The sequence below is a fragment of the Dyadobacter sp. CY345 genome (assembly GCF_021502725.1).
Lineage (GTDB): Bacteria > Bacteroidota > Bacteroidia > Cytophagales > Spirosomataceae > Dyadobacter.
This window is the reverse complement of the sequence record NZ_JAKFFS010000001.1, coordinates 1,238,365-1,252,861: the sequence shown is the minus strand read 5'-3', so window position 1 is coordinate 1,252,861 and position 14,497 is coordinate 1,238,365. Positions and strand designations below refer to the sequence as shown.

8 protein-coding genes are annotated in these 14,497 nt (G+C 40.0%); all 8 read right to left on the bottom strand.

The window, feature by feature from the left end:
• Positions 1 to 5: 5 nt before the first annotated feature.
• The gene (locus tag L0657_RS05210) at positions 6 to 2,936 is read right to left on the bottom strand and encodes a glycosyl hydrolase 115 family protein (protein WP_235149354.1); all 2,931 of its coding nucleotides are present in this window, start codon (positions 2,934 to 2,936) and stop codon (positions 6 to 8) included.
• A gap of 206 nt (positions 2,937 to 3,142) precedes the next feature.
• Entirely contained in the window at positions 3,143 to 4,726 is a 1,584-nt protein-coding gene (locus L0657_RS05205) for a DUF5597 domain-containing protein (protein WP_235149353.1), read from the bottom strand.
• Positions 4,727 to 4,777: 51 nt separating this feature from the next.
• A complete protein-coding gene (locus L0657_RS05200) occupies positions 4,778 to 5,515 on the bottom strand; it encodes a DUF1080 domain-containing protein (RefSeq protein WP_235149352.1) in 738 nt (245 codons plus the stop codon).
• Positions 5,516 to 5,562: 47 nt separating this feature from the next.
• Complete coding sequence (locus L0657_RS05195) at positions 5,563 to 6,921, bottom strand: Gfo/Idh/MocA family protein (protein WP_235149351.1); 1,359 nt, start codon at positions 6,919 to 6,921, stop codon at positions 5,563 to 5,565.
• Between the two features lie 257 nt (positions 6,922 to 7,178).
• Positions 7,179 to 8,876 carry a RagB/SusD family nutrient uptake outer membrane protein gene (locus L0657_RS05190; protein WP_235149350.1) on the bottom strand — a complete coding sequence of 566 codons (1,698 nt, stop codon included), beginning with the start codon at positions 8,874 to 8,876 and terminating at the stop codon, positions 7,179 to 7,181.
• A gap of 12 nt (positions 8,877 to 8,888) precedes the next feature.
• Positions 8,889 to 12,146 (bottom strand): TonB-dependent receptor, encoded by a 3,258-nt coding sequence (locus L0657_RS05185; protein ID WP_235149349.1) that lies wholly within the window; start codon positions 12,144 to 12,146, stop codon positions 8,889 to 8,891.
• Positions 12,147 to 12,378: 232 nt separating this feature from the next.
• Entirely contained in the window at positions 12,379 to 13,476 is a 1,098-nt protein-coding gene (locus tag L0657_RS05180; RefSeq protein ID WP_235149348.1) for a FecR family protein, read from the bottom strand.
• A 132-nt stretch (positions 13,477 to 13,608) separates the two neighbouring features.
• Entirely contained in the window at positions 13,609 to 14,199 is a 591-nt protein-coding gene (locus L0657_RS05175) for an RNA polymerase sigma factor (protein WP_235149347.1), read from the bottom strand.
• Positions 14,200 to 14,497: the final 298 nt, after the last annotated feature.

Here is a 14,497-nt window from a genome sequence, read left to right as displayed (position 1 = left end):
CAAATTTATTTGTCTTTGATAATGGTATTATAATGGGTTGGTGTTATAGCACCATAAAATGGCTGCGAACTGCCCAGATCAATAAAAATATGATTTAGAATCACGCCCGGATCTATCATATAGATTTTGAGCTTGTGTTTGCCAGCTTTAAGATCTGATACCTTGAAGGTGCGTTTGGCTGAATTACTCAGCACATTGCTTTTCCACTCGTCGCTACGGCCAAAGGTTCTGAAATTAAAAATGCTCACAGGCCCATCATCAATACTCACACCGTAACGCACTTCAAAATTTTTGTTAAGCGGATAAGTTGGCAAAGAAGTAATTATGATGTCTGCGGGCGATTGAGTAAACGTGTAAAAATCATACACCAAGGCAGGATTATCTTTCAGGTTTAGTGTATTCAAATCACCATTAGCCGGCCTTTCATTCAAGGGGAATGATTCGAGTGATTTTCCTTGCAAACCTAATCCATCTACCGTGCTCCAATAGCGTAACTTCGTATTGTTCACTGCTGAATACTCGGTAGCGTTAATAGACAAGTAGCGGTTTGCTTCAATGTATCCGGCGAAACTTTTAAGCTCATCCGGTTGGGAATTGTTTGCAGAAATACCAAAAGTATATTGATCGTTATCAGCTTTGATAACAAGATTTCCCTTTAATTTCTTCTGTACAGGTGCCCTTTCCCAGTCAATTTCCACCCAGATGCGCTGTTGGCTTAGGAGCCCCTCCGGAACCAATTCGCCTTTTACAGCACTTACAGTAATCCAGCTTTCGGAAGTGCTAATCGCAAAATTCATTGTGACATCTTGACATAGAAAAATATCAATGAAATACTTCTGTTTATTCCACTTATCGTATTCGGGAAGAGTGAACTGATGTAAATTGGAAGCGGAATCCGAATTTTTGTTTCCTTCCGGAAGCGCTCGAAAAGCAGGTAGATTATTTGTTTTTGGCATATCAAAAATAGTAAGGTTAAAAACGGGAAGCTTTCTTGGGAACATATTCATCATACCCTTCCATTTTCCTGCTGCAAGTTCTGTGTTGTAATAGTGGGTTTCTTTCGCTATTTTATCGTACACTTCATTTGACAACAACGCGTAAGTTTGGGCACTCAAACGACCCTGTCTTGCATACAAATAAGCTTTATCCCGGTAAAGGAATTTTTTATTTATCAGCGCAGCCCCTTTAACAGGATATTCTACCAACTCGTAAAAAGCAGCCTTATTTCTTGTGTCAATATTTGCATTAATCGCTTCCACTTTGGCAACCAACTTATTGTAAGCATCAATTCTAAGCTGCGCCTGATCATTGTAATATGTGTGATTGTATTCAGTGAAATCAATTGCCGTTGTAGGCTCAGTCCTGCTCCAACCCATGTATTCGGGTTTACGCTCAAAAGCCAGATCATAATACTTCCATAAGATACCAGCCAGGGGAGCTGATTGTTTACTACCAAAAATTGTTGCAAACCAATTCTGTAAATGAGTAATTGAAAAGGAAGATTTCTCAAATGGTTTTATGTCGTAAGCCATATCCAAAAACAGCTGCGTCGTATATTCACCCGGCTTAATATCACCGACGTTCAACATCCATAGCTGCCTGGCATTCATCTCATAAGCTTTGGTCATCTCTTCCCGTATATGCGCGGGATGGGAGGTTCCTAGCCATAAATAATCATGCGGACGGCCCCAGTAAGATGCATGGTAATAAACACCGGAACCTCCGGAACGTTTATTTTCATCCCTATTACTCAATCTTTGAATATAGCCATAATTATCATCCGGCCAAACCAGAGTAATGTCATCAGGTACTTTAAGGCCGGCATCATATATTTCGAGTACTTCTTTGTAAGGCGTAAATACCTGTGCAACCTTTGTAATATCCTTATTCACATACTTTTTTAACATGCTACGTTGTTCACCAATAATAGTATCCAGAAGTGGAACTGTCTCTTTCATCGTTTTTACACCCTGAATTTCACCATCATGTATCCCGCGCATTCCGGTAGTGTAAATACCGTTAACCTTACTGCTTTCTTTGATACGTGATTCCCAATAATCATTCACTTTTTGCCTGTTTGTCAAATAGTTGAAAGGACCCATACTCTTTTCATTCCATTCGCTGACATTGTTACGAAGCATTGGTTCTGCATGCGATGAACCAACCACAATCTGATAATCTTCCGCAGCTTTAATGTTACCCGGATAATGATAAAACGCCTTGGTACTTGGGTGCATGGCGGGCCATATCAAATTAGCTTTAAGGCGCAATAGCAATTCAAAAACTTTGGCGTATGTTTTTGGCCCGATATCCTTTGTTTCAGGTTCAAAAGTTTTAGCTGCCCAAGGTTGTAATCCCCAATCTTCATCATTGATAAATATACCCCTGAACTTTACCGAAGGTATTTTGGAAGTGAAGTTTTCAATATTTATAGAAAGACTTTTCTGCATTTTCGGAGTTGCATCCGCCCACCAATACCAGGGCGTTACACCAATTTTCTCAGAAATAGAAAAAATGCCGTAGGCTGTTCCCCTAATGTCACTTCCTGAAATAATCAGCGCATTAGAGATATTATTTGTTGGTTTGGACAGTAATCTCAATGAGTAGCATTCCCACTTACCTTTCATATTAGCATCCACAGCTTTATTTCCGAAACTGGCAATCAGCTTTGAATCAGCGCGTCCTATGACAATTATATTGCCTCTTGCGTAGGATAGATCACTGCTAACCATTGGCAAATACCCGCTAACAAGCTTAATGTCCGACGCCAATAAATGAGCCGCAATTGAATCAAGTCTGGACTCCCCTTTCGGATAATAAATTGAAACTTTATTTTGTTGTGTTACCAATTCAAATTTAGAAGCCTTTACCGTATAGGGCACAACAAATGCATTTAAGATCCAGGCCGCAACAAACATTAATATCTTCTTTTCCATATATTCAGTTTTTTATTCGATACTCTAATTCTGAAAGTTGAGCATGGCTTGAGGAATCATTTTTTTTCAATCAGAATGGTTTTGATTATCTTCATTCATACCTTTCTCACCGATAGCAGCTTTTTCCTTAATATTCTGATACACCTTGTTCATGTTCAGAAAATTATTCCATTAAAATCCAGCTTACTAAAATGTTTAAATAACGATTACTCATATCTGTAGATTTCAACATTTTGGATGCTAAGTTCCCTATCATCACCTGGAAAAAGCAAATGTCTGCCATCATCAATTTCATCACCATTCAGACGCCTGGTCTCGCGCCACATTCCATTCACAAACGAGCCTTCTGATACATTTTTGAAACCTGCCTGAGCCGGTCCTGGTGTGAGCGGTTTAAAAGTCAGAAACAAATTGCATCCCGAGATAATGAAGCTGTTTTCCCCTGTTGCTAAAACAATACCATAAGCACTTTGTGGTGACAACCTCTGCTTCTTTTTCACAATTGTAGCAGTAATCATATAATTGCCTACCTGGAGCTCCTGAGTTGGATTTATAGTATCAAGCAAAATACCTCCTATGTTTTTACTACCCTGATTCTCTAATATATAAGGGCTTAGCTGCGATAATATCTTATATGATTTCGCAAGGGGATGGGCATGAATACTGTCATTGCCGTCGATGGCAAAGGGAGAAAAACCGATTGCGTCATGCTGGCCAATCGCGTACATGGCCTTACCTCCCACACTACTGTCAAAACGGGCTTCGGGAATAAATAAGGCATTGTCACTTCTGTGGTATCTGGCTGCATATTCAGCAAACTGCGGGTAATATACGTCAGGAGTTAGCAAATCAATACTAGGCGCAACTGCTTTCCAAATATCCATAACTTTATCCTGCGGCCCACCACTCACTTCATTAAGAGCCGTGTTTACAAATAATGGTAGTGGGTATTCCTTTTTACCTGCTTCTGCAATACCGTTGATGTAAGTAGCGAAAGTCCAGGATTGGAAAAAATCTTCGGTCAATCTGCCTTTCCCAAAAACCTCTTCCCAGTTGCCAGATTTTTTTGATCCCGCTTCTGTCCATGCTCTTTTTAAAACAGGGGAAAGAGCATCCATATTTTTCACCAGATAATTCATTAATTCACCAGGTACAGGTTTGTCAAAAAGAGCGTTTGCATCGGCTGAAAGATCACGGCGGTTGGGATACATCCCGACCTCATTCTCAACCTGAACCATGATAACAGTATGGGCAGTACCATCTATCTTCCGCAAATGTCTCATTAACGCTTTAAATGCAAGTTTGTCAGCATTTTTATTGGTCTCACTAATCGTTGAAAGCCTTTCTTGCCCGGATCCGTCTGCATTTTGTATACGGGGAAAACGTTTAAAATCATCTTTAACCCAGCCAGGCACATACGTAGATACAGTATTTTTCCAGCTTCCAAACCAAAGCAAGATCACCTTCATTTTATTTTCCCTCGCCTGGTCTATAAGCCCATCTATCAGGGTAAAATCGAATACGCCTTCTTGTGGCTCCATTTGCTCCCAGGATACGGTGGCTAAAACCGTATTGATATTTGCCTTAACCAATCTTGGCCAGATAGGCCTTAAATTGGTTAGATTTGAATTACTGGAATTGCGGAGCTCTCCACCCAGAACCAGGTATGGTTTACCATCCACGATGAGTTGTGTTGCATCACCATGTTTTTTCAAATAGGGTAATGCAGGACTTTGTGCTCGTACAGATCGCACCAGAACAAACAAGGTAAGAATTAGGATATATTTCATTAGATTCCATTTTCTAAACTATGATAAAGTGACAGATAAGATTGAGTTCTGTTAAAGCAACTCCTTTATTTTAATGTTTCTGAAATCCGTTCTATCATTATGATCCTGTATAAGCAGATACCCTTTTTTTGTTTCTCCAAAATTGGGGTAAACACTAAACTTGCTTTTTGCTACTGCATTTCGGAATTGCTCACTACCACGTTCATAGGCTAACACCATAATGCCGTTCAGCCAGTGCTCGACATGCATTCCTTTGGATATAATCCGTGCATTGTTCCATTCGCCGGGAGCATTTGCCTTTCTGTTTGTAGCCTGTAAAAGTTCGTAGAGACATCCCAGGGAATGTTTATCCTGATCATCAAATGGCCTTTTACCGGTATCATGCGTTTGGTATTCCAGGCCCAGTGCGGTACCTACTTTATAGCTATCTTCAAGCACAAAATATTTGAAACCACTGTTTGAATTAACAGGAGATTTAAAGTCAAATGAAAGCTCAAAATTCGAATACATATCATTGCTAATGATGTCTCCGCCTTTCCCTGCTGGTAAAATCGTCAGCATGCCATTCTCCACGATCCAGCCCTCTTCGGGAAATTTGTCTTTGTTCGCACCACGCCAGCCTTTGGTTGTTTTCCCGTCAAACAGTAACTTCCATCCTTCCCTGATTTCCTGCTTAGTTAATGTATTTGCAGAAGTTTCTTTCAATTGCGCAACTACATTGGCAGAAACCAAGGATGCGATCAATATCGCAAGAAGTAATATTTCATTATAAATTCTTATCTTTTTCATTTCTTGAGCTTCGACTTATTAAAACATGACTTGTGGCACGGTGATTACTAAACTTCATTTGGTACCACAAATGGGTAACGGTAATTTCTTGTTAAATAGGAATTTGCTTCAACATCATCATTAAATGTTTCAGCATCAGGATTAAATATCAGTTTCCTCCCTGTTCTGTAAGAGATGTTTGCTAGGTGGCTAAGGGTTGTTGAACGGTGCCCTTCCAGAATGTCTGCATACTGCTCCTCTCTTTTTCGTGACCTTACGCAATTAATGAAATTTTGATAATGATCGTCCTTCGAAAACATTGACAAATCTGATTGAGACATAATGGGACCTGCTTTCTCTGTTCGCTTGGGAAATCCAGGATCTGTATCCGCTTCGCTTCCGCCATAATAGGATTTCCATCCACCTTCTGAATTCATCCAGCCTTCTGAGCCAAAATATAAATTACCAACCTTCATGCCGCCCTCTTCATTGGTATACAATCCTCTGACTTCGTATTGTAAGATTTTCCCATCAGCATATTCGAAAGTTGCATGCTGTATGTTCGGTGTTTCCATATCCGATTTCCAGACAAATGTCCCTCCTGATGAATGAACTTTGAGAGGATGTTCATGTTTATTAAGTCCCCATCTTGCCAAATCCATCTGATGAACAATGTTTCCCATTTCTGCGGTGGCATAATCCCAGAAATAGTGCCAGTTGTAATGAAACCTGTTTTCATTAAATGGTCTTTCCGGCGCCGGACCAAGATGTAAATCCCAGTGAACCCCTTTAGGGATGGGTGAATCTTTTTGAAAACCAATGCTGTTTCTGGGTTTAAAACAAACGCCTTTGGACATATAGATTTCTCCTAATTTGCCCTGATTCAGAAACTGCATCGCTGCTCGCACTGCTGGTTCTGAACGCATGTTGGTTCCCGCCTGAACAATCCTATTATACTTTCTTGAAGCCTCAACCATTTTGCGACCTTCCTGAATGGTAAAGGAAACTGGCTTTTCAACATACACATCTTTCCCAGCCTGACAGGCCCAGATGGTCATCAAGGCATGCCAATGATCAGGAGTTGCAATTGAAATCGCATCTATATTTTTATCTTCTAGTACTTTACGAATGTCCACTTCAGTTTTCGGCTTGAAACCACTTAGTTTTTCAACGGCTGCAATGCCTTCGGGGAATAGCCGCTCATCAACGTCACATAAAGTAGTGACCCTCACATTGGGTATCTCGCAGAACCGTTTGTAATGGTGTTTGCCCTTCCCATTTATCCCAATTACAGCAACATTAATTCTTTCATTTGCACCTTTGACTATGTTATTGCCAGCGGCAATCACATTGGAATTACCTAAAAGTATGCCGCCTGCGGATAGCAGTGAGCCTTTCAGAAAATCCCGGCGATTGTTGGATTCCATATAATAATTTTGATTATTTAGTCGACATTTTAATGCATCATACTCCCGTCCATATGCAACCGATATGAAGTTATCACAAGTAAATTCGAACGATAAACCTTGTGTTTGAGCAAGCGAAGTCACGTGGCACATTAACATAATGAGCGACGGACTTTAAACAATATTTAAAGAATCTCATCAGATCGCAGTTTAAAAATCGTTGCCACGAAATGATTAAGAACAACCAGACAATCTCTGCCTGGCTGTTCTTTTTAGAATTAATAGCTAGGGTTCTGCGGGTAACCTTCCGTATCCCTGTCGATGACCGCCTGTGGGATAGGTCTCAAATAATATTTATCTATTACGCCAGCCGGATTGGCCATTTTAGTCAGAATATTATGTTCAAAAGCTCTGCCCAATCTGCGGGTGCGTTTAAGATCCAACCAGCGTTTGTATTCCCCAGCTAGTTCTCTGGCACGTTCGTCCAAAATAAAATCGATGGTTACAGCTGCTGCTGTAATGTCCAGACTTTGTCCGGCAACTGCCGCACGTTTACGGACTACATTGATTTTTTCTGCTGCTTTATCCAATTGCCCCATTTTAAAATAAGCCTCTGCAGCCAGCAGATAAGTATCAGCAAGTCTAAACAGATAAATATCTCTTGTAGATGTATATAGTCGCTCGTTACTACCTGGTTGCAATGCCAAAGGATCATAGAACTTATTGATCATGGGGAATTTCAGCGCACCGCCTATTCCTTGAAAATCCTGCTTCCATCGATCAAATCTAATGATCTCTACATTTGGATTTGCAGATTTTAAAGCAACTGAATCCTGACTTGTGAACTGCCGGTCCGGATATGGAAAGTAGAAGCGTAGGTCACCTTTTTTTATCACCGAATTTCCAATTTTGTCATCTCTCACTGCTGAAAACTGACTAAGAAAAGTAGCGTCATACCTTGAATCCTTAGCCGTGTTATAAAGTGAAAAAAGAAACTGGGTAGGCATAAAATCGCTTGTCCTTCTATTATAAATGGCATACTCACCATCGAAAAATCCAGGCTCACGGAAAACTCTCCAACCAAAAACGATATTTTGTCCATGCCCTATTGTCTTATTTTTCAGCGATGTCGGGTCAAATTGAATTGAAAGAATAATTTCACTGTTTTTTTCATTTGTGGATTTGAATAGATCGGCAAAAGAAGGCACCAGCTTATATGTTCCGGTGGTGATCACTTCCTCAGCATGCTGAGCCGATTTGGCGAAATCTGTCCCTTCTGCGAATGCTTTGTAACCACGGGTAAGATGTACCAGCGACAACAAATGTTTCACAGCGCCTTGTGTTACTCTGCCAAATTCAGGAGTGGTTGCATCAACACCTCCAACAGAACCATTCAGATCTTCAATCATTAAATCGTAAACCTCTTTCTCAGAACTAGGAACAAAATGCGTGATAGCAGTGTTGATCTCATCCTTTACAATTGGAATACCTCCAAAGTTTTCGACAAGCAGGTAATACAGGTAAGCACGGATAAAACGTACTTCGGCAATCCGCTTATTTTTTGTAGCCTCCGCAAGACCTGGAATGGTGGCGGCTTTATTAATTGCCGTATTACATCGTTGAATACCCACGTAAAGCACTGTAAAAAGCTCTTCCACCCCAGAGTTATCCGAAGACAATGTCTTATACTCATTTAACTGCGTTGCACGTACCAGTCTGTCGCCTAGCGTACCACTCACCGATTCAATTTCACCCCGTGTAAAAATGTCAGTTCCCCAGGAAAACAGTTTAGGGTCAGTTTCGTAAATATCACGCATGGATGCATAACAGGAATTAACCAGTTTTTCATAGCCCGCAGCATCTACGTAAAAATTTTCAGCCGTTACGCCACTTATGTTTTCTTCTTTCAAAAATTCCTGACAAGATGCAAGAGTTGCACCTATGGCCATCGTAAGAATATAAAATATCTTTTTCATTTATTGCGATAATTAAAATGCAAGATTAATTCCAAAAAGGTATGAAGATGTACTCACTGCTGTTCCGTAGGTGTTTACAGCTGGCCATTCAGGGTCAAATCCGTCATACTTGGTAAATAGAATTGGGTTTGTTGCCGTGGCATAGATTCTAAGGTTACTGATCCTGATTTTCTTAATCAGGTCTGAGGGCAGATTATAACCAAGCGTAATATTTCCAACCCTGGTAAAGTCAACCTTTCGGAAAGTAGGGATAACAGAATATGGCCCTGGGTTTCCAGGTTGAAAATGAACCTGAGAAGCATTAGCTGGGGTCCAGTAATCAACCTTTACCTGATTATAATCTTGATTGTAATTCAATAAAGTTGCGTCGAAAGAACTTTCAAATTGCTCACCGCGACGGGTATAAACCATGATAAACAAATCAAAATTACCATACTTGAATGTATTTGAAAACGAACCAGTCCAGCTAGGCACCTGTTTCCCGATAATTTGCCTGTCACTGGCATTAATAACGCCATTACCGTCTATATCTTTGACACGGACCTGTCCGGGGGTTTGGTTGTATTTTTTAGCTTCGTCAATTTGAGCTTGCTGCCAGATCCCATCAAATACATAATTGTAATTGACTTGCGCAGGCTGCCCGATAAACAGCTTGTTACCCACATCGTCTTTCTTGCCGCCGTTTAATTGAAGTATCTCATTTTTATTTTTATCAAAAACGAAATCACTTTTCCACATGAATTTACCTGCATGAATATTGATCGTGCTTACTCCCAGCTCAATCCCACTGTTTTTAAGTTTACCTACATTGTCAGTGATTGAGCTATATCCGGAAGGCGCAGGCAATTGACGGTTCAATAGAATATTGTCTATCAAACGATTATATACATCCACGCTTCCTGAAATACGGTTATTGAAAAAGCCAAAGTCTAATCCGGCATTTATTTCGTTGGTCGTTTCCCAGGTTAGCGCCTTATTAGCTAACTGACTTGGAGCGTATCCCTGTGCAAAAACACCTCCAAAATCATAGAATGTCTGACCAAGGGTTGCTTGTGTTGAATATGGATTTACCCTGTCATTTCCGGTTACACCATAGCTAACTCTTAATTTAAGATCGTTTATCGCAGAAACCGACTTTATGAATTGCTCTTCAGAAATTCTCCATGCCAAGGAAGCAGATGGGAAAAAGCCCCACTGATTTCCTTCGGCAAGACGTGAAGAGCCATCCCACCGTCCGGTCGCCGTCAACAGGTACTTATCTTTGTAGCTGTAATTAATCCTACCCATTGCAGAAGACAAAGTAGTTTTGGTGTAAGCAGAACCGTAGGCCGTCACTTTTCCTGCCGTTGCCAAATTATACCAGAGGGATCTGTATGGCAAACCTTCGACCGATATTGTGTTACTTTCAAACCGATCTTTCTGCATGCTTTGTACCACAGTGGCAGTAAGTTTGTGCACGCCAAACTGTTTTTCGTAAGTTGCCTGATTATCTAAAACCCAGGTAAGTTGATCGTTTGTCGCATTTGACGCTGACGTAGGAAGCGCTCCCCCAAGAGTCTGTTTTGCAAGAGGCCCGAAGTAGGTTCCGCTTCTATTTGTTGAATAGTTGGGCGAAATGCTAGACTTTAAAGTAAGATGAGCGGTGGGTTGAAACTGTACATAAATATTGCCGAAAGTTCTTGCATTACGATTCTGACGAATCTCATTTTCCTGATCAAACATAGGGTTGCTCACCGAATTTGTTCCATAAACACGAAAAACCCTTGTGCCCGACGCATCATAAGGATTAGTCATTGGAGGCAAACGGTACGCAGACCGTAGTGCTTCTGAGCTTCCTAAATCCTGAAGATTTTGTGAAAAATAGATATTTAAGCCCGCCTTCCATTTTGCGGTTATCTGACGGTCTACGTTTCCTCTCAGTGTATATCTTTTAAATTGTTCCGGTTTTACATTTCCGTTTTCCTGAAGTAATCCTGCGCTGATAGCGAACCGGGTTTTATCGTCTCCACCGCTGGCAGTGATATTATGGTTCATTTGCAAACCATTTCTAAGTAGCAGCGACGGCCAGTCCGTGAATTTGCCTTCGTCAATATTTTTCCATTGTTCAGGAGTAAAAAAAGCAGCGTTGTTCCTGGAAACATCTTTTCCCTGAGCTTTGAATTGATCTGTACGGTAAGAAACGTATTCCGGACCGTTAAACATTTCAGGTAAATGGGTTGGTGTTCTTACGCCGGCATAAGCATCATAAGAAATTGTCGTTTTCCCTGATTTCCCCCTTTTTGTTGTGACGATCACAACGCCTTTGGCTCCCCGGGATCCATATATCGCAGTGGCAGATGCATCTTTCAAAACGTCAATCTTTTCTATATCAGCCGGGTTCAATTCATTGATACCCGTTGTAGTTGGAATTCCATCGATCACAAACAAGGGTGAATTTGAACCACCTATCGAACTCACTCCGCGAATATTAATACTGTATCCGCTTCCAGGTTTTCCAACATTTTTTACAACAACTACCCCCGGCATTTGCCCTTGCAGTGCTCCGGAAGCATCAGGTGTAGCAGCTCTGGCAATCTTGGTACCATCCAGCGAAGCGATAGCACCTGTAACATCTGATTTCTTCTGGGTGCCGTATCCCACGACAACAACTTCCTCCAAAACTTTATTGTCCGACAAAAGCTGAACATTAACAATAGTCTGGCTGCCAACTTCAACTTCTTTCTGTAAATACCCAACGTAGCTAAAAACCAGCACCGCAGACTTATCAGGAATATTTAATGAAAATTTACCATCTATATCTGTGACGGTACCCCGCTGCGTTCCTTTAAGAATGATACTTACACCGGGCAAAACCTCCCCTTTTTCGTCGGTAACTTTCCCGGTTACTTCTATTTCCTGATTCATCCGCTGCACGTCTTTCAATTCAGACATGGATGATTTTGGTCCGGAGCTGATTTTTTTAAGAATGATAAATTCACCGCTTGTTTGATAATTGATATTGTAAGGCGCCAAAAGCTGTCGGAGAATATTTTCCAACGGTTCGTTTTTAGATGTCAATGAAATTTTTGTTTCAGCTGGAAATATGCCTGGTAAATAGGTGAATTTTACATTAGCCTTATGGCCAATTGTAGTCAGTACTTTAACAATTTCCTTATTGTTAATCTGAACTGTAACCTTCCTGTTCATCAAATCCTGCGCGTTTCCGTTTTTGGCAAAACTTAGTGTTGCAAGCATTAAAATGAATATTATAGGAACGCCTAGTATTTTCATTATTAGTGTCAGTTTAGGACCAGTATTGAAAAACTTTTCCATATTTTTACTCTTGTTTTGTTTTAATTGATTTTAAAATAAGACATACTTTTCCCTCTTCCTGTTTAGCAGGAATATCATCACTAGATTGTTGTGGGAATTTTTTTTAGACTGGGAGCGTGGCCGCGCTTCCAGTTTTTTGATCTCTAGAGTTAATTTTTTGTCATATAATTAAGATTTAGTTAAAGAATATTTAAAGATTGCAATTCCCTCCCGAGATTACGACTTCAGTACCAAATACTTCATAAGTTGCCCCGATTGTCTGGCAAATAATATCCAGTTTCCCAAATAATGGCAGATCCCCCAATGGCGCGGTAATCTTGCAAGACTCTAGTGCAGTATTATCATAGCGTATGCGCACACCATATGCAGTTTCAAGTGTGTTGAGAATTCCATCTATTGAGGTATTGGTAAAATAAAACTCCCTTGTATCTCCACTACCTGCCAGCTGAACAGGCTGTGCTACAAGGCTCTTATGAAACAAATTGGTATTTGCATCGAAATCGGCTTGCTGATTGGGAGACAGATAAACCTCAAGATTATCATTGTTTTTTTCCAATACACCCGGCTTAGCGATAGTAGCATAAACTTTTACCTTTCCCGAAGTTACAGATACATTGCTTTTAGCCTTGCCGGTATTGGACGTTACCTTAAAGCTGGTACCGACAACCTGTACTACAATATGGCCCGCATAAACGATGAAAGGTTTAGAGCGGTCTTTTGCTACGTCAAAATAAGCTTCACCGTCAAGATAAACAATTCTTTGTTTCGCATCAAAATCAGAATAACTCAACTTGCTTCCTGGATTTAGCTTTACTTTAGAGCCATCTTTCAAAGAAATTGCTTGCTGTTTTTGTGTTGTATTAATCTTTTCGTACAAGTTTATTGATGCCTGGCTTACCTGCTTACTGTACTCTAACGGCTCACTATTATACGTCAACTTAGAATTCCATGTTAATCCAACAACAATCAAAAGTACCGCCGCAGCCATCCACCACAGATAGTTTGGCCAGATCAAACGATTTGGTTTGTTTGCCAAATCAATTCCGGTGATCGAATCTTCTAGGCTTGTCCATATTTTTTCTTTTGTACTTTTGTCTGGAGACAAGTGAAGCTGGTGTAAGGAAACAAATAGAGCCTTTGCAAGCAAAAGGTCATTGACCTTTTCCGGAAATTCTTTCTGAAAATTTTCCCAGAATGGTGATTCCTGCGTCCCCCGGGAAAGTATCCACTTACGGAAACGCTCGTCATTTAGAAAATCTTCTTCGGTATAATCCCTGTAATTTATCAAAGCCAGAGTGGTTTATATTAACAACCTTTGCATTATATATATACAAAGGAGGCTTTATCCCATTTGACCCATAGAAAGTTGATATTTTTTTTAAAATAAATAATAATAGCGCTTTAGGTATAAAGGATTTATCTAATACCACAAATAAACAAGAGTCGCCTTAATAAGCGTGTAGAACAGATTTGAGTTTTTTCGGAGCAAGATCAGTGAATTATGCAATGTGTTTCGAACGGTTTTATCTGAAACTTGCATAATAACAGCGATTTCCTCAATACTAAAATTTTCATAATACCGAAGGGTAATGGCTTCCAGCTTACGTTTGGGAAGATCCTTAAGGATAATAGTCAACCTTTGCGTTAGTTCAATATCATTATCAGATGTGCCAAATTCTGCAGCTGGATGATTCTCCATATCCAAAAAGAGATCAAAATCTACCTGCTCAAATGGCTTTCCCTTCTTACTTAAACGATGAATGTCACGTCGGAGGCTGCGAAAGAGGTAAAATTTAATATTATCTACTGAAGAAAGTTTTTCACGGGTACGCCACAAGGTCATAAATAAATCCTGAATAGCATCTTCTACCCTTGTTTCATCAATCAAAAATTTTTTACCATAGGAATAGAGTGCATCGAAGTGAAGTTCATAGATTTGAGCATATGCGCTTTTATCACCCAGACGAAAGGCATCCCATATTTCTATATCTTGCTGCGAATCTCTTATCACGCGTATTGAGAGTTTGACGTGTAAAAATAGTTTTTTTTCCTTTAATACTATATTTTTTGAATTAAAAATTGTCATTAACAAATACAAGGCCGAATATATTCTTGTCGTCAATACTTATTTTTTATATAAAAGGAGTTTGTAAGACGATCTGCGCGAATCTCAGAATTATATTGCATTAAATTATATCCATTATAAGAAAATTCATCAAATGGGATGGCTAAAAAATTCACGCAGCTTTTAATATCTTTTTATGCTATTCATTTTAATCCATTTGCTTCCGTGATAAGTAAAGATGAGC